General features: G+C 72.7%; 13 protein-coding genes and 2 pseudogenes. 4 read left to right on the top strand and 11 right to left on the bottom strand.

Annotation, left to right across the window (positions count from 1 at the left end; translation table 11 throughout):
* The first annotated feature begins 317 nt into the window (after positions 1-317).
* Positions 318-1619 (top strand): efflux RND transporter periplasmic adaptor subunit, encoded by a 1302-nt coding sequence (locus tag BS83_RS08625; protein WP_157597033.1) that lies wholly within the window; start codon positions 318-320, stop codon positions 1617-1619.
* Positions 1620-1734: 115 nt separating this feature from the next.
* Here the strand turns inward: BS83_RS08625 and BS83_RS08620 are convergent, their stop codons facing one another.
* The 3 genes from BS83_RS08620 to BS83_RS48250 form a co-directional block, all read right to left on the bottom strand.
* On the bottom strand, positions 1735-2298 hold the full coding sequence (locus BS83_RS08620) for an isochorismatase family protein (RefSeq protein ID WP_037602371.1): 564 nt from the start codon (positions 2296-2298) through the stop codon (positions 1735-1737).
* An 85-nt stretch (positions 2299-2383) separates the two neighbouring features.
* A complete protein-coding gene (locus BS83_RS48255) occupies positions 2384-2752 on the bottom strand; it encodes an alpha/beta fold hydrolase (RefSeq protein ID WP_269664839.1) in 369 nt (122 codons plus the stop codon).
* Positions 2753-2762: 10 nt separating this feature from the next.
* Positions 2763-3119 carry an alpha/beta fold hydrolase gene (locus tag BS83_RS48250; protein WP_269664838.1) on the bottom strand — a complete coding sequence of 119 codons (357 nt, stop codon included), beginning with the start codon at positions 3117-3119 and terminating at the stop codon, positions 2763-2765.
* 174 nt (positions 3120-3293) lie between these two features.
* Between BS83_RS48250 and BS83_RS48245 the strand changes: the two are divergent.
* Positions 3294-3458: pseudogene (locus tag BS83_RS48245) on the top strand (pentapeptide repeat-containing protein); the annotation flags it as partial.
* A gap of 148 nt (positions 3459-3606) precedes the next feature.
* On the opposite strand, the pseudogene BS83_RS47300 reads toward BS83_RS48245, so the two are convergent.
* The 3 genes and pseudogenes from BS83_RS47300 to BS83_RS08605 all read right to left on the bottom strand — a co-directional run.
* Positions 3607-3759: pseudogene (locus tag BS83_RS47300) on the bottom strand (NCS2 family permease); the annotation flags it as partial.
* A gap of 12 nt (positions 3760-3771) precedes the next feature.
* Entirely contained in the window at positions 3772-4062 is a 291-nt protein-coding gene (locus tag BS83_RS08610) for a DUF4190 domain-containing protein (protein WP_084713215.1), read from the bottom strand.
* A gap of 223 nt (positions 4063-4285) precedes the next feature.
* Complete coding sequence (locus tag BS83_RS08605; protein ID WP_037602366.1) at positions 4286-5740, bottom strand: NCS2 family permease; 1455 nt, start codon at positions 5738-5740, stop codon at positions 4286-4288.
* A 232-nt stretch (positions 5741-5972) separates the two neighbouring features.
* Between BS83_RS08605 and BS83_RS08600 the strand changes: the two genes are divergently transcribed.
* Positions 5973-6266: a DUF2530 domain-containing protein gene (locus BS83_RS08600; protein WP_269664837.1), complete on the top strand. Its 294-nt coding sequence runs from the start codon at positions 5973-5975 to the stop codon at positions 6264-6266.
* A 10-nt stretch (positions 6267-6276) separates the two neighbouring features.
* On the top strand, positions 6277-8826 hold the full coding sequence (locus tag BS83_RS47295) for an HAD-IC family P-type ATPase (protein WP_051942797.1): 2550 nt from the start codon (positions 6277-6279) through the stop codon (positions 8824-8826).
* 42 nt (positions 8827-8868) lie between these two features.
* Here the strand turns inward: BS83_RS47295 and BS83_RS08590 are convergent, their stop codons facing one another.
* The 5 genes from BS83_RS08590 to BS83_RS08570 all read right to left on the bottom strand — a co-directional run bounded on the left by BS83_RS08590 (position 8869) and on the right by BS83_RS08570 (position 16787).
* Positions 8869-12309 (bottom strand): sacsin N-terminal ATP-binding-like domain-containing protein, encoded by a 3441-nt coding sequence (locus BS83_RS08590; RefSeq protein WP_051942796.1) that lies wholly within the window; start codon positions 12307-12309, stop codon positions 8869-8871.
* 164 nt (positions 12310-12473) lie between these two features.
* Positions 12474-13622 (bottom strand): c-type cytochrome biogenesis protein CcsB, encoded by a 1149-nt coding sequence (ccsB, locus tag BS83_RS08585; protein ID WP_037603261.1) that lies wholly within the window; start codon positions 13620-13622, stop codon positions 12474-12476.
* A gap of 8 nt (positions 13623-13630) precedes the next feature.
* The gene (gene resB / locus BS83_RS08580) at positions 13631-15451 is read right to left on the bottom strand and encodes a cytochrome c biogenesis protein ResB (RefSeq protein ID WP_051942795.1); all 1821 of its coding nucleotides are present in this window, start codon (positions 15449-15451) and stop codon (positions 13631-13633) included.
* A complete protein-coding gene (locus BS83_RS08575; RefSeq protein ID WP_037602364.1) occupies positions 15451-16197 on the bottom strand; it encodes a cytochrome c biogenesis CcdA family protein in 747 nt (248 codons plus the stop codon). The genes resB and BS83_RS08575 overlap by 1 nt, the downstream gene beginning before the upstream one ends.
* Positions 16194-16787: a TlpA family protein disulfide reductase gene (locus BS83_RS08570; protein ID WP_037602362.1), complete on the bottom strand. Its 594-nt coding sequence runs from the start codon at positions 16785-16787 to the stop codon at positions 16194-16196. Before BS83_RS08570 ends, BS83_RS08575 begins: the two co-directional genes overlap by 4 nt.
* Positions 16788-16859 lie beyond the last annotated feature (72 nt).

Genomic DNA, 16859 nt, shown 5'->3' with positions numbered 1-16859 from the left:
GCCGCCCTCGCGCACGGCGGTCCGGCCGGCGTCGCCGCGGCCCACCCGGCGCGTCGTCGCCCGTCACCGCCCGTCATCGCCCTGTCGACAACTTTCCGCTGCCGGTGTCCGGCCCGCACACCCGCGCGTCCGCCGCGTCGGTTCGCTTGGAGCGGTCGTGTTGACCCGGCGAGGCGCGTCCCGGGAAATGACCGCAGATCTGCTTAATCTGACGTTTGTCGTTTTTTCGTAGAACAGGGCGCGGTGATCCCTGGGCGCGGGAGGCGGCACCCGTACCTCCTCCCTACGTCCTCACGTGCCGGAAAGGATGCCCGCGAGTGTCTTCGCCGACTGCCCGCCCGCAGCCCGACCGGGGTCCGCTGAGCCGGGTGCTGCGCCGAAGGGGTCCGATCCGCGTGCGGTGGTGGCTGTGGCTGCTCGTGCTGCTCTTTCTGGCCGGCGGCAGTGTCGGCGGGCTGCTGGCCCGCAGTCATCAGCGCGTCTGGGTCTACACCGTGGAGTCCGTGGACGTGCGCCTCAGCGTGGCCGCCACCGCCACCGTCGGGCCGACCGCCCGCTATCGCCTCTTCTTCGGCGCCACGCTCGCCGCTGCCGCGGCGCAGACGCAGGACGCCTGCACCGCGTTCCCGGGGCGCCCGGACCCGGCAGCCCTGCTGGGACGGGTCACCTCGCTCCCGGCCGGCGCCGGGATACACGTCTCCGCCGGCAGCACCCTGGCCACGGCCGACACGGGCCCCGCCGACACCGCGCTGGCCGCCGCCTCGCAGGACCTCCAGGACGCCCAGGCTCTCCTCACCGCCGACAAGGAAGTCCTCGCCCAGGCTCCGGCCACTCCCCTGCCCGTGACCGCCGTGCCGTCCCCGGCGTCGCCGGGGTCCCCGGGGTCCTCACCCACGCCCGACGCGCCAGGGCGGTTGTCCATCGACGCCCAGCTCGGCACCGACATGGACCGGGTGGCCCGCCTGCGCCTGGCGGTCTCCGCCGCGCAGGACGCCCGGACGGCGGCCGTCGTCACCGCCCCCGTCGACGGGGTGGTCGAACAGGTCACGACCGCGGTCGGCAGCCTCCCCACCTGCCGTACCCCGGCTCTGGTGATGCGCTCCGACACCCTGACCGCCCACACGGATCTCCCCGAGGCCGTCCTCCCCTACCTCCGCACCGGACAGGTCGTCACCGTCACCGTCCCGGCCGTCCACCAGGTGCTGCGCACGACCCTGACCGGGCTCCCGGTCCAGGCCGACACCCCTCCGGCCGGCTCCGCGGACTCGGCCGCCCCCGCCGGCCTGCTCGGCGCCGTCGGCTCCCCGGCCGCCACGCCGCTCACCTACCCCGTCGACCTTCCGCTGGCGGCCCCGCCGGGCGTGCTGGTGCCCGGCATGCGGGCCACAGCGGCCTTCACCGTCGACCGGCCCGGCCTGGCCGTCCCCTCCAGAGCCGTGCGCTACGGCCCTGGAGGCACCGCCACCGTGCTGGCCTGCCCGACGAGCGCGTCCGCCTGCCGGCACGGGTCCCCCCGGACGGTCCCGGTCAAGGTCGGCCTGGTCGGCGACACCCTCACCCAGATCACCTCCGGCCTCGCCCCCGGCACCGTCGTCCTCCTGCCCGGCCCGTCCACCTGACCTCGTCACCCCGGCCGACCGTCAGCACCGGCCCGCGGACGGGCGCGCCGCGTCGACTCGGGCTCCCGAGGCCGCGTCAACTCAGGTGCATGGCGGACAACGAGCCTCAGCTCCCTCAGACGCCCGCTCCCCCGAAATCGACGCTGCCGCTCTCGACGGTCCCGGCTGTGCGACCGGGCGCCGTCTGATCGGACCAGTACATGTTCGTGTGCGCGATAACCTGCGCCGGCGGCGGCGCACCCCACTGGGACAGGTCCTCGGTCGTGTGGGCGTCCGCGACCAGGATCGTGTCGTACCCCCTGGCCAGCGCACCGTGGATGGTCGAGCGGATGCAGGCGTCGGTCTGCGCGCCGACGACGAACAACCGGCCGACCCCGAGTCCGGAGAGCACCGCCTCCAGCGTGGTGTCCTCGAACGAGTCGCCGTAGTTCTTCTCGACGAGCGCTTCGCCGTCGCCCGGCACCAGCTCGGGGACCAACGCCCACTCGTCGCTCCCTCGGACGAGTCCGTCGTCGGAGTGCTGTACCCACACGACCGGCACCGCTTCCTGACGTGCCTTCTCGACGAGTCCCCGCACGTTCGCGACGACCACGTCCCGCGCGTGCGCCTCCGCGACGACGCCACTCTGCACGTCGACGACAAGGAGCGCGGAGTTGGGGCGGTTCCCGAGCGTTGTCATGGCATTCCCCTGTCCGTGGGTGCTGATGCCCCATTGTGGTCATGCACGGGAGCCCGACGGGGTGAGGGATCGGCGCGGCGCCGGTTCAGGAGTGGGCGGAGCAGAACTCGCGCACCGCGCGGTTGAACTCCTCAGGTCGTTCCAGGTTGCTGACGTGCCCCGCGCCCGGGATCACGACGAGTTCGGCACCCGGGATCGCCTCGTGGAACTGCCGTGCGACCGTCAGCGGCGAGCGCGCGTCCCGTTCTCCCCAGAGGAGGAGGGTCGGCACCGTGACGGCGGGCAGGACGTCCCGCAGGTCCGCCTCGGCCATGAGGGGCAGCTGCGTACGCAGGGTCTCCGGGCGTACGGAGGCGGCCATCGCGTCCAACAGCGGTACGAACTCGGCGGGCGGCCCGCCGGCGTAGAGCCCGGGCAGGGCCGGTTCGAACCCATCGCCCGGTGCGGCCGGCATCCGGCGCACGCTAGGTGTCCGCGAGGATCAGTGTCCGCACGAGGTGGGCGTGGTGACGGTAGAACTCCAGGGCGACCGTGCCGCCCCAGGAAAGTCCCGCGATGTGCGCCGGGCCGAGCCGCAGGGACTCCACGACTGCGGCGAGGCAACGGGCGTAGTCAGCGAGCTCGAAGGACGCGGGCAGGCCGGAGGATCGGCCCGCTCCTGGCTCGTCCCAGGCGACGACCGTGAACGCGTCGCCCAGCGCGTCGAGTTGCGGCCGCCAGAGGCGGGCGTCGTCCGCCCCGCCGTGCAGGAACACCACGGGCGGCCCCTCACCCACGCGGTCGTAGGCGACGCTCAGCCCGCCCACCTGCACCGTGGCCATGACGTCAGGCTATGCCCGAGCCCCTGCGCTGTCGCGGTGGTGGGCACCGGGGACGGACACGGCCTCCGGGTTTGATGAAGCCGATCCCGATTCCGCTGGCGACCCGCCGACGCGCCCGGTCGCCTACTCCATCGGGGCAGCTTCGGTTGGCAGAGCCAGTCCCTTCACGGAGCGAAGCTGACCGACGCCAACCTGAACCGTGCCACCCTCACCAGCGCCGACTTGTCAGGGGCGACACTCACCGGGGCCAACCTGAACCACGTGACCTACGGCGACACCACCTGCCCGGACGGCACGAACAGCAACGGCAACGGTGGCACGTGCACCGGGCACCTGTGACCAGTCGACCCAAGTGAACATCTCGGCCGCCCCCATCCGGCGACCTCCCGCCCCCGCGGCTCGACGAGTCCGGGGGCGGATCAACGTCCCGGCCGGACCAGCTCCAGCTGGGGCGCCATGGGCGGCTCGATTCACCGGGCGTCGCTCGTCACTGCCCGATCCCCAGCGCCGGCATCAGGTAGTAGAAGGTGAACACGGCCGACACCACGTACAGCGGGAACGGCACCTCACGCCAGCGCCCCGTCGCGATGCGCAGGACACAGAAGACGATGAAGCCGATCCCGATCCCGTTAGTGATTGAAGCCGCGCAACGTCACAGGTGGCCGGTGACCACGGTTCCGGAGGCGGACTCATAGGCGACGACCAGGCCCACGAGGAGGGCCAGCCACAGAGCGGACACGGCGATGCCCGTCCAGGCGAAGGCTTTGCCCCGCAGGCCCCGCCGATCGATCCGGCGCAGCGCCAGCACCCCCAGCACCGCGCCGACCACGGCACCCGGAGCCCCGAAGAGCGACGAGGCGAACGAGGCCACGGCCAGCACACTCACAGGTCGCCGAGCCGCCTCCGCGTACGGCTCGGGGAAAGGTGTGGATGCCTGGTCCATGACGGCACTCCTGCGGCCTCGGTGAATCGTCTTCCTGTGCGGGCGAGCGTAGATCTGGGAGCGCTCCCGGACAACGTCGTCTCAGATGCTGTCGGCGGCTCGCGCCCTGCCGAGCCAGGACGCGCGTGACGAGCCCGCCACGCGGCACTCCATGGGAACAGCAGTGGGCCCGCCCACCAGGTTCGCACTGGCGGGCGGGCCCACTGGCTTGCTCAGGCGCAGGTCACTGACCGATCCCCAGGGCGGGCATCAGGTAGTAGAAGGTGAACACGGCCGACACCACGTACAGCGGGAACGGCACCTCACGCCAACGGCCCGTCGCGATGCGCAGGACGCAGAAGACGATGAAGCCGATCCCGATCCCGTTGGTGATTGAGTACGTGAACGGCATGATGATCATCGTCAGGAACGCCGGGATAGCGATCGTGAAGTCCGACCAGTCGATCTCACGGATGCCGCTCGCCATGATGAGGAAGCCCACCACCAGCAGGGCCGGGGTGGCCGCCTGGCTCGGGACCATGGTGGCCAGCGGGGTGAGGAAGAGCGCCGCGCCGAAGATGAGGCCGGTGACGACGCTGGCCATGCCGGTGCGGGCGCCCTCGCCGACGCCCGTCGTGGACTCGGCGAAGCAGGTGCCCGCGGAGCTGGAGGTCACGCCGCCGGTGAGGGTGGCGATGCCGTCGATCATCAGGACCCGGTTCATGCCCGGCAGGTTGCCCTGGGAGTCCAGCAGGTGGGCCTCCTCCGCGACGCCGAGCACGGTGCCCATGGCGTCGAAGAAGCAGGACAGCAGCACCGTAAAAACAAAGAGCACGCCGGTGAGCACGCCCACCTGGCCGAAGCCGCCGAAGAGGCTGACCTTGCCGAGCAGGCCGAAGTCCGGGGTGGCGACGATGTGGCTGGGCAGGCTCGGGACGGTCAGCCCCCAGCTCGCGGCAGGGACGTGGGCGACCTTGTCCACGATCATCGCGAGCACCGTCGCGACCACGATGGAGATCAGGATCGCGCCCGGAACCTTGCGGACGATGAGGATCAGGGTCAGCAGCGTGCCGACGACGAAGATCAGGACCGGCCAGCCGACCAGGTGCCCGGTCGCGCCGAGCTGCAGCGGGACCGTGGTGTGCGCGGCGTCGGGGATGCGGGTGACGAAGCCGCCGTCGACCATGCCGATCAGCGCGATGAAGAGGCCGATGCCGATGGCGATCGCCTTGCGCAGGCTGAGCGGGACGGCCGCCATGACGCGCTCGCGGAGGCCGGTGGCCACCAGGACCATGATCGCGAGGCCGGCCAGGACGACCATGCCCATCGCGTCCGGCCAGCTCATCTTCGGGGCGAGCTGCAGCGCCACGACGCTGTTGACGCCGAGCCCGGCGGCCAGCGCGATCGGGACGTTGGCGAAGACGCCCATCAGCAGTGTGGTGAACGCGGCGGTGAGCACCGTCGCCGTGACCAGCTGGCCGCTGTTGAGGTGGTGGCCGAACTTGTCCGTCGCCGAGGAGAGGATGATCGGGTTCAGCACGATGATGTAGGCCATCGCGAAGAACGTGGCGGCGCCGCCGCGGATCTCACGGGCGAAGCTGGAGCCGCGCTCGGAGATCTTGAAGAAGCGGTCCAGCGCCCCGGGCGGCTGGGAGCCGGGATCAGAGGGCGTGGTCGTGGCGGTGGCCGACGAGGTCATGAAGTGGTTCCTAGCGCGGGACGTGCGAGCGGAGCGGCCGACACGGCAGTGAGCACGGTGGCTGGAATCCCGCCGCTACGGCGCACGGATTCCAGCCATGAGTTCGATCGCGTCCAGTATCAAATAAACAAAATGTTTTGGCCATCTGCGCGCGTAGACTGTACGAACATCCAATAACAGACGCGCAAAACCCCGCGCTGTACGCTCATCAACTGTGAAGATGCCGAGCCTCGTGAAGAAGACAGCCAAGCTGCCCTCCGCCCCGCCCATGGAGGCGAACGACGTCGCCATCGTCACCGGCGGGACCGTGCTCTGGCTGGTCGGCTTCCTGGTGCTGATCCCCTTCCACAGCTCCCTGTCCGCGCACGGGCGCGGCAACTGGCCGTGGATCTGCCTGGCCGGATTCGGCCTGGGGTTGATCGGGATCTGGTACTGCCGCGGACGTCGGCGCGCGATCCAGGCGGCCGCGGTCAGGGAGATCGACGAGCGGCGCGCCCAGCAGGCGGGTGGGGACGCCCCCGCCTAGGGTCGGCCGTATGACCAGCACGCTCCCCGCGCTCACCGGACTCAGCGACGCCGAGGTGGCGGAGCGTGTCGCCCGAGGCGAGGTGAACGACGTACCGGTGCGGTCCAGCCGGTCCACGCGGGAGATCGTCCGCACGAACGTCTTCACCCGCTTCAACGCCATCATCGGCACCCTCTTCGTGGTGATCATGACGGTCGGGCCGATCCAGGACGGGCTGTTCGGCTTCATCATCGTGGCCAACACCGGCATCGGGATCGTCCAGGAGCTGCGGGCCAAGAAGACCCTCGACAATCTGGCCGTCATCGGCGAGGCCAAGCCCCGGGTGCGGCGCGGCGGCCGGACGCGCGAACTGAGCAACAGTGAGATCGTCCTCGGCGACCTGGTCGAGCTGGGCTCCGGCGACAAGATCACCGTGGACGGGACGGTGGCCGAGGCCGAGGGCCTGGAGATCGACGAGTCGCTGCTCACCGGCGAACCCGACCCGGTCCTCAAGCACGGGGGCGACCCGGTGCTCTCCGGCAGCTTCGTCGTCGCGGGGAGCGGCGCGTTCACGACGACCAAGGTCGGCCGCGGCGCCTACGCCGCGCAGCTCGCCGAGGAGGCCAGCCGCTTCACCCTGGTCCACTCCGAGCTGCGCAGCGGCATCGACACCATCCTGCGCTTCATCACCTACCTGCTGATCCCGACCGCGATCGGTCTGGTGATCAGCCAGCTCTACGTCTCCCGCAGCGACTTCTCCGAGGCGATCCGGCGCATGGTGGCCGGGATCGTGCCGATGGTCCCCGAGGGGTTGGTGCTGCTCACCTCCGTGGCCTTCGCGATCGGCGTGATCAGGCTCGGCCGCCGGCAGTGCCTGGTGCAGGAGCTGCCCGCGATCGAGGGCCTGGCCAGGGTGGACACCGTCTGCCTGGACAAGACCGGCACGCTCACCGAGGGCGGCATGGACGTCCAGCAGGTCCAGCCGCTCGACGGTGCCCCCCTGGACCGCGCCGGGCACGCGCTCGGCGCGCTGGGCACCGCCGACGCGCGGCCCAATGCGAGCCTGCAGGCCATCATCGACGCCTACCCCTCCCCCGACGGGTGGCAGGTGCGGCAGGCGGCGGCGTTCTCCTCCGCACGGAAGTGGTCGGGGGCGGAGCTCAGGGACGCCGACGGCGAGGTCGCGACCTGGCTGCTCGGCGCGCCGGACGTGCTGCTGCCCGCCGGACACCCCGCCCTGGTCGACGCCGACGCGCTCGGCTCCGAGGGCCTGCGGGTGCTGCTGCTGGCCCGGACCCCGACGCCGCTGGACGCGCCCGATCCGGCCCTGGGGCTGGCTCCGCAGGCACTGGTGGTGCTGCGGCAGCGGGTGCGGCCCGACGCGGCGGACACGCTGCGCTACTTCGAACGGCAGGACGTCGCGGCGAAGGTCATCTCAGGGGACAACGCGGTGTCGGTCGGCGCGGTGGCCGGCTCGCTCGGCCTGCCGGGCGCGGACACGCCGATGGACGCGCGCCAGTTGCCCAAGCCCGGCGCCGGCCCCGAGCCCGGCGCCGAGCCGGAGACCGGAGCCGAGCCCGGGACCGGAGCCGGACCGAGCTCCGAGCCAGGGCCGGTCCGCGGGCCGGCGCGCGGGCCAGAGCCGGGAGCCGGGGCGCAGGCGACGGCGGACACCCGCACCGAGGCGGACGCGCAGGCGGACAGGTTCGCCGCGCTCGCCGACGTCGTCGAGGCGCACTCGGTCTTCGGCCGGGTCACCCCGCAGCAGAAGCGCGACATGGTCGGCGCGCTGCAGTCGCGCGGGCACCACGTCGCGATGACCGGCGACGGCGTCAACGACGTGCTCGCGCTGAAGGACGCCGACATCGGCGTGGCGATGGGGTCCGGCAGCGAGGCGACGCGCGCGGTCGCGCAGATCGTGCTGCTGGACAACCGTTTCTCCACCCTCCCCCTCGTCGTCGCCGAGGGACGGCGGGTGATCGGCAACATCGAGCGGGTTGCCAATTTGTTCCTGGTGAAGACCGTCTACGCGGTGCTGCTCGCGCTCGCGACGATCATCTGCCGAGTGCCCTACCCGTTCCTGCCGCGTCACTCGACGGTGCTGAGCGCGCTGACCATCGGCGTGCCCGCGTTCTTCCTGGCACTGGCGCCCAACAACGAGCGGGCCAGGCCCGGCTTCGTGCGGCGGGTGCTGCGCTTCGCCGTGCCGGCCGGGGTGATCGCGGGGGCGGCGGCGTTCACCGCCTACATGCTGGCCCGCGCCAACCACGCCACCGGGCAGGTAGCCGACACCAGCACCGCCACGCTGACGCTGTTCATCGTCGCGCTCTGGGTGCTGGCGATCATCGCCCGGCCTTACGCGCTGTGGAAGGTGCTGCTGGTCGCCCTGATGGCCCTCGGGTTCCTGCTGGTGATGGTGGTGCCGTGGGCGCAGCACTTCTTCCAGCTGCAGTTGGAGGGTCTGCGCGACCCGCTCACCGGCGCGGCGATCGGGCTGGTGGCCGGGGTGCTGCTGGAGATCGTCTGGCGCTGGATCAACCACGGCCTGCCGCAGCCCCGGCGGTTCTCCCGCCGAGGCTGAGAGGCCGCGGACCGGCGCCGGGCACGCCCGGGCGCGCCCGCGTCAGCCCTCGAAGTCGCGGGCCGCCGAGAGCTCGTAGGCGCGGTCCGGGTCGCCGAGCAGGGCCAGCACCTCGAAGCGGCGCGACCAGGCGCCGGCGGCCCAGGCCAGTCCGGCCGCCAGACCCTCCGGCGTCGCGGCGTGCAGGGTGCCGAAGGGGACGACGGGGGCGAACTCGTCCGGCTCCTCCGCCTCCTCGGCCTCGTCCTCGCCGTCGGCCCGCGCCGGGGCTTCGGTGCCCGCGTCCCAGCGCCAGTCGACGGCGGCCTCCTCGCCCTCGGGGCCGACGACGAGCAGCTCCTCGTGCTCCTCGTAGAGCGCGGGGCAGCCGGGCAGCAGCTCGCGGACCTCGGCCGGGACCCGGCGCACCGTGCCCTGCGTCAGCACCCGACCGCCGGCGATCTCGCTGGCCAGCGAGACGTGCAGCCGCTCGGCGAGCGCCGGGGCGAGCGCGGGGGCGACGGTGATGAGCGGGAAGTCGTCGAGCAGCTGCACCAGGTCGGGGGCGTCGGCGATCACGGCGTCGGCGACGTCGACGATGACCGTGTGGGCCGGGCGGCGGTGGGTCTCCGGGTCGAGCGGCGGGAGCGCGCGGACCTCGTCGGGCAGCGCGATCCGCTCCAGTTCGACCGAGGCCAGCGCGGTGTAGAGGCCGTGCAGCTGACGGTGGGTCACCGCACGGGCGGCGTCGGTCAGGCGCTCCAGCACGTCGTCGGGGCCGTCCGGCTCGACCAGCAGCGCGGCCAGGGTGGTGCGGACGCCGAGGGCGTGCAGGAAGGTCTCGTCGAGGGTGGTGCGCGCCTCGTCGTAGAGGCCGCGCAGCAGCCGGTCGCCGCCGGCCGCGCGCAGTCCGGCGGGGGCGCGGCCGTCCAGGACCGGGTGGTCCCGCAGCCACCAGGCCGCGTAGGGGACGACCTCGGCGCTGCTGCCGTCGGGGAGCAGTACCCGGACCTTGTCCACGACGGCGGCGCGCAGCGGCGGCGCGGCCAGCAGTGCGAGCGCGTGCGGCCAGGCCTCGTCGTCGACCAGGTCGAGGTCGCGGACGGCGAGCAGTTCGGCGGCGACCGGGGGGACGACCATCGGCAGGTCCGCGGCGCCGAACGGCTCCGCGTGGAATCGTTCGGTGACGTCCTCGGCCCAGTCGGCCAGACCGTCGGGGGCCTCGTCGAGCAGCGAGAGGGGCTCGCCGCCGAGGGAGCGGTCGGCGGGGGCGGTCGGGTCGAAGCGCTCCAGGTCGTCCGGGTCGAGAACGGCCTCCTCCGCGCGGAGCAGGCCGAGCGTGTGCGCGACGCCCACCGCGCGCAGCACCTCGGGGCCCCAGCGCTCGGCGACCTCCTCGTCCAGGAAGACGGCCTCCTCCTCCTGGACGACGGCGGCCAGGGAGCTGCCGGGGAGCACGAGTTCACCGGCCGGAGTGAGCCCGCCGTCCTCGTCGAGCAGGACCAGGCGGGCCAGCCACGGGTGCTGACCCTCCGTCATCGAGCCTTCCGCGACGGCCGCCCGGACCAGGCGCAGGACGGCGTCGGCGAGCTCCTCCGCCTCGTCCTCGTCGTCGTCGCCGAGGTCGGCCGAGCGGGCCACGGCGGCGCGGACCTCGGGCGTCTCCAGGACGCCCGCCGGGGTGGCGACGCCCGCGCCGAGCTTCTCCAGCAGCGGGTGGGCGGCGTCCTGGTGGACCAGGCGCAGGCCGAGGACCGCCAGGTCCTCGGCGCTCACCTGCGCGTCGGCGTCCGACCGTCCGGCCGGGACGAGGACGCGGCGCGGGCCGCGCACCATCCGGCCGTCGGCCAGCGGCACCGGCAGCGCGCCGAGCGCCTCGGGGTCGGCGCCGGCGAGCGAGCCGTAGAGGTTGCGCCACCACTCGGGCGCGCGGTCCAGGTTGGCCAGCTGGTCGACGGTCTCCGCCAGCGCCACCCGGCGGACGTCGAGCGCGCGCAGCTCCTGGCGGCGCTCCAGCCCCGCGGGCAGCAGGCCGGGCAGCACGGCCGCGAGCGCGCGGACGATCTCCGCGTCGGCGCCCTCCAGCAGGACCGCGTCACGGGGACGCAGCGCGGACAGCGCGTTCGCGTCGTCGCGGCCCGCCGCGCCCGCCGCGCCCGCCTCCGCGTCGCGGACGGCGTCGGCCAGGTCGACGGCACCGGCGAGGCTGTGCCGGTCCGGCACGGCCTCCGGCAGGAAGGGGGTCTCCGGCAACCGGGCCAGGATGGCACGGCGCAGCCTCGCGTCCAGTTCGCCCTTGCCGAGCGGCGCGGGGACCAGCCGGAGCGAGCCGAGGCTCACGCCACGGCGGCGGACCAGCTCGACGTAGGCGTCGGCGGCCTGCTCGACCAGGAAGTCGGTGAGCGGTCCCGGCGCGACGTGACGGCGGGTCGAGTCGAGCGGGAAGCTCGCGATCAGCAGGGCGGGCAGACCGAGCGGCTCGTCGCTGGGCGTGGGCGCGTGCAGGTAGGCGGCGGTGCGGACGCGCAGCGGGTCGCCCGCGTCGTCCACCGGCACGGCCCAGGTCACCGACCAGTGGGGGCGGTGGCGCTCCTCGGTGGTGCGGTCGGCCAGCAGGGCGGGGTCGAGCGGGCCCCCGGCGCTGACGACCTGCCAGCGCGTCTCGGCGTCGTCGTCGGCGATCACCACCTCGGCGGGACGGTCCTCCAGCGGGGCGGCCGCCGGGCCGGCCCCGGGGACCGGCGTGGCCGGCTCGCGGCGGGACAGGACGCGGACCGCGCCGTCCGCCTCGATGAGGACCTCGGCGAGGCCGGGGAGGGCCAGCAGCAGCGCGTCGTCGGTGTCCTCCAGCAGGCGCCGGGTCAGGTCCTCGGCGGCGGCGTCACGGAGGGGCAGCAGGACGACGGTGTCGTAGCCGGCCGGCGGGCTGCCCTCCGCGGACAGCGGCAGGCGCAGCAGCGGCACGTGGCCGTCGCGGCGGCGCAGCTCGTCGGCGAGCCCGGGGGTGGGCGCGGCCGCGTCGGCCGCCTCCGCGGCGAGGGCCCGCGCCTCGCCGAGCGACCAGCGCACGCCGCCGGGGACGCCGATGACGCTGGGCTCGTCGCTGACGGCGAGCACCGCGGCGAAGCCGACGCCGAAGCGGCCCACCGCGCCCGCATCGCGGTCCTCCCGCTTGGAGGAGGCACGCAGCGTGGACAGCGACTCGACGCCCTCGGCGTCCAGGTGCGCGCCGGTGTTCGCGGCGGCCAGGACGCCGTCGCGCAGCGTCAGCCGCAGGCGTCCCGGCACGCCGGCCCGGCGGGCGGCGTCGGCGGCGTTCTGGGCGAGCTCGACGATCAGCCGGTCGCGGTAGCCGCCGAGGGCCAGTTCCTCCTCCGCGTTGGCGTCCTCACGGAACCGGGCGGGAGCGGCGGCCCACGCGTCGAGGACGCGGCGGCGCAGGGCTGCGGTACCGAAGGGGTCGGCGCCGAGCGGGTCGGTGCCGAACGCGTCGATCGCGGTCATGGCCGTCCTCCCAGGGTGGATGGCGTGAAGATGCCAACGGCTCCGACGTGGAGCCGTCGGCCGCATTCTGCCTGGTGCGGGTGACAGGGACGAAACAGGGGCGCGGGGCGTGCTGCCCCGCGCCCCCGTCGGTGCGCCTTGCTCAGGCCTTGTTCGGGCCCTGCTCAGACCCCGGCGTAGCTGTGCTTGCCGTTGATGAAGATGCTCACGCCGTACGCGTTGAACAGGTAGCAGGCGAAGGCGATGAAGGCGAGCACCGCGGCCTTGCGGCCCTTCCAGCCGGCCGTGGCCCGCGCGTGCAGGTAGCAGGCGTAGGCGACCCAGGTGATGAACGCCCAGGTCTCGGTCGGGTCCCACTCCCAGTAGTGGCCCCAGGCGGCCTCGGCCCAGATCGCGCCCGCGATGATGGTGAAGGTCCACAGCGGGAAGACGAAGGCGTTGATCCGGTAGGACCACTTGTCGAGCGTCGCCGCCGCCGGGAGCCGGTCGAAGACGTCCGACCACCAGCCGCCCTGGATCTGGTCCTGGGCCCTGCGCTGCTCGTAGACGTCCTTCGCGTAGAAGAGCACCGCCGCCACCGCGCCCGCGTAGAGCGCGCCGCCGCAGACCATCGCGCCGGAGACGTGGATCCACAGCCAGTAGGAGTGCAGCGCCGGGACGAGCTGCTCGGAGTCGGTGTAGAAGACGGCGACCGCGATGCCGAGGCCGAGCACCGCGCCGAAGGTGACGGGCAGGCCCATCCAGCGGACGTCCTTGCCGGCGGCGATCAGGCCCACGAAGAGCAGTGCGGCGACGACCGTCATCGCACAGGTGAACTCGTACAGGTTGCCCCACGGCGGCCGGTGCGCGGAGATGCCGCGGGTGATCACGGCGCAGAGGTCCAGCAGCGCGGCCAGCGTGGTCAGCGAGACCGCGATGCGGCCGAGCCGGTCCGCGCCCTCGTCGCCGCCGGACGCGCCGACGCCGTCGACCGGCGGGGCCGCGTCACCGCGGGTGACCACGTCGATCTTTCCGGCCTTGGCGGCGACGGTGCGGGTCAGCGTCGTGGTGCCGCCCCCCGCGCGGGTGACGGTCACCGCGACCTTCGGCGCCTGCCCGGCCCGGGCGGCCTCCGCCTCGGCCGAGGCGACGGTCTCCGCCAGCGAGCCGCGGCCCGCGAGCGCCGCCGACTGGCGCGCGACGCGGCTGCGGCCGCCGAAGGTCCACTCGGCGGCGTAGGCGAGGAAGGCGAGCAGGAAGACCGCCATCGCCGAGTAGACGAGGACGTTGGAGATGTTGGCGAAGCGGGTGTCGATCGCCGCCGCGGCGAGGATCCTCACGTTCACTCCTTGGTCGAGGGGCCGGCCGCGACCTTGGCGTCATCGGCGTCTTCGGTGGACGGGGCAGGTGCGTCGGTGGGGTCGGGCTCGGCGTCGGTCGCCTCGGCGGACTCGACGGGCTCGGCGGACTCGTCCGACTCGTCGACGTCGGCCGGGGCGGTGTCCTGGAGGTCGAGCGCCAGCTCGGCCAGCTCCTCCGCGATGCGCGCGGACTCGCTGCGGGCCAGACCGGCCAGCTCGACGGTCGTGGTGCCGTCAGGGCCGGTGACGGCGCGGACCCAGATCCGGCGGCGCTGCACGAACAGCGAACCGATCAGGCCGAGCACCGCCAGCATCGAGCTGGTCAGCGCCCAGCCGGTGCCCGGGTTGTGGGCGACGGTGAAGTTGGCCCACTGCTGGATCCCGGTGAAGGTCACGGTGCCGCCGCTCGGCAGCTTGAAGCCCTGGTTCGGCGCGAGCGGCAGCGTCAGCGGCGTGCCGTCGTCGAACTTGTACTGGGTCATGTGCTTCGTGTCGAGCTGGTAGATGCTCTGCGGAGCGCCCGAGTTGTTGCCGAGGTCGCCGTGGTAGGCGGTGAGGTAGATCTTCGGGTCGGCCAGGTCGGGGAAGACCGAGTGCGGACCGAGCGTCTTCACCGACGCGTCGCTCGCCGCGGTCGGGGTGAAGATGCCGGAGATGCCGATCTGGGTGCCGGTGCCGTTCTTGTCGACGTAACCGTCGTTGACCTTGATCGCGCAGACGGAGGTGATGTTCCCGTCCTGCGGCAGGCAGGGCGTCGGCCCGTCGAAGACGACGTCGCCCTTGGCGTCGGTCACCTTGAAGACCGGGGCGTAGCCGTGCGCGGTCAGGTAGATGTTGCTGCCGTCGACCTCCAGCGGGTCGTTGACCTTGATGACCGCCTTCTTCGCCTTGGCGGCGTCGCTGCCGGTCCAGTAGGCGACGTTGGCCTGGAAGGTGCGCGCGGTGCCGATCTGGTCGCCGGTGGTCTGGTAGGTCGCCTCGAAGCGGTCCAGCCGGAAGCCGAAGGGGTTCAGGCTGTCGGCGGTGTAGAAGGTGCTCGGCATGAAGTCGTCGTACTGCGAGACGTTGTTGCTGAAGCCCTTGCCCTCGATCAGCAGCACGGTGCCCATGCCGCCGAAGAGCTTGCCGACGGCGAAGGCGATCAGCATGCCGAAGAGGGAGATGTGGAAGAGCAGGTTGCCGACCTCGCGCAGGTAGCCCTTCTCGGAGGTGATCGCGTCCCCGTCGCGGGCGACCCGGAAGCGGCGCCTGCGCAGCAGCGCCTCGGCGGCGTCCAGTGTCCGCTGCGCGTCCGTGCCACCGGCCGCAGCCGCGCCCGCGGCCGCGCCGCTGCCCGCGCCGCGGGAACGCCAGCTCGCGTAGACGGGCAGTCGGACCAGGTGCTTGGGCGCGGCGGGCGGCTGTGCGCGCAGCACGCCGACGAACTGCCAGGTGCGCGGCACGATGCAGCCCGCGAGCGAGACGAAGAGCAGCAGGTAGATCGCGGAGAACCAGAACGAGCTGTAGACGTGGAACAGCCCGAGCTTCTGGTAGACCGGCGCGAGGGTGTGGTGGTCGGCGACGAACTCGGCGACCTTGGTCGGCGAGGCCGAGGTCTGCGGCACCAGCGAGCCGGGGATGGCCGCGAGCGACAGCAGGAAGAGCAGGATCAGCGCGGTGCGCATGGAGGTGAGCTGCCGCCACATCCAGCGCAGCCAGCCGAGCAGGCCGATGCCGACCTCGCCGCCCGTGTCGCCGTCCTCCGTGGGAGCGGAACTGAGGCGCTCGGCGGCGTCCAGTTCGCTGCGCGCGTCGGTCGTCATCAGACACCCACCTGGTAGTTCTCGGTCCAGTACTGCAGCTGGTTGACGAACTGCGCCCAGAGCCCGGTCAGCAGCAGGACGCCGACGACGACCAGCATCCCGCCGCCGATCCGCATGACCAGCGGGTAGTGCCGCTTGACCCAGCCGAAGGCGGAGAGCGTGCGCCGGAAGGCCACCGCCGCGATGACGAACGGCAGCCCGAGCCCGAGGCAGTAGGCGACGGTCAGCAGCGCGCCGCGGCCCGCGCTGGCGTCGGTGAAGGCGAGGAACTGCACGGCGCTCAGCGTCGGACTGATGCACGGCACCCAGCCGAGGCCGAAGACGACCCCGAGCAGCGGCGCGCCGATCAGGCCCATCACCGGCTTGCGGTGACTGCGCAGTTCGCGCTGCGTGAAGCCGGGCAGCAGGCCCATGAAGGCGAGGCCCATCAGGATGATCAGCACCCCGGAGACCTCGGAGATCACCGTCTGGTGCTGCTTGATCGTCTGCCCGAAGTATCCGAAGAAGGCGCCCATCGAGACGAAGACGGCGGAGAAGCCGAGCACGAAGAGCAGGGCGCCGAGCACGATCCGGCCGCGACGGCGGCCCTCCGCGTCGGCGAGGTCGGCGGCGGAGAAGCCGGTCACGTAGGAGAGGTAACCGGGCACCAGCGGCAGCACGCAGGGGGAGAAGAAGGAGACGAGCCCACCCAGGAGCGCGACCGGGAACGCGAGCAGCAGCGCCCCGTGCAGGACCGTCCCGTTCACGACTTCTCCGCGATCACCGGATCGAGGATCTTGTTCAGCTGGTCGCTGGTCAGCGGCTGCAGGGCGCGCACGGCGATCCGGCCCTGGCGGTCCAGGATCAGCGTGGACGGGATGGCCTGCGGGTTGAGGCTGCCCTTCGGGAACTGCAGCAGCAGCGAGCCGTCCTCGTCGTAGAAGCTCGGGAAGGTCACCCCGTGCGTCTTGACGAACTGCTGGGCCTGGTCGATCTGCGTGTCGCGGGTGTTGATCCCGACGAACGCGACGCCCTTGGCCTGGTCCGCCTTGTAGACGCTCTCGAGGTCGCCCGCCTCGGCGCGGCAGGGACCGCACCAGGAGCCCCAGACGTTGAGCACGACGACCTTGCCCCGGTAGGCGGCAAGGTTGATCGCCTGGCCGTCCAGGTCCTTGCCGCTGAGGTCGATCGCCCCGCCGCGGTGGGCGGCGGGCACCGAGACGGACTCGCCCGTGCCCGCGACGAAGCCGCTGTCGCTGCCGCCGCCGGTCTCGGCGGAATTGGCGCCCGTGCAGGCGGAGAGCGCGAGGACGCCGGTCAGTGCGGCGATGACGGCGAGCGTGGGGCGGCGACTCATGTGAAGAGTTTCGCATGGGTATACAGCACGATTTCACCGCCCCCACGAAAACGTCGCGGCAGTAGCTTGACC

Source organism: Streptacidiphilus rugosus AM-16, assembly GCF_000744655.1.
Taxonomy (GTDB): domain Bacteria; phylum Actinomycetota; class Actinomycetes; order Streptomycetales; family Streptomycetaceae; genus Streptacidiphilus; species Streptacidiphilus rugosus.
This window is presented reverse-complemented; position numbering and strand designations above follow the sequence as displayed.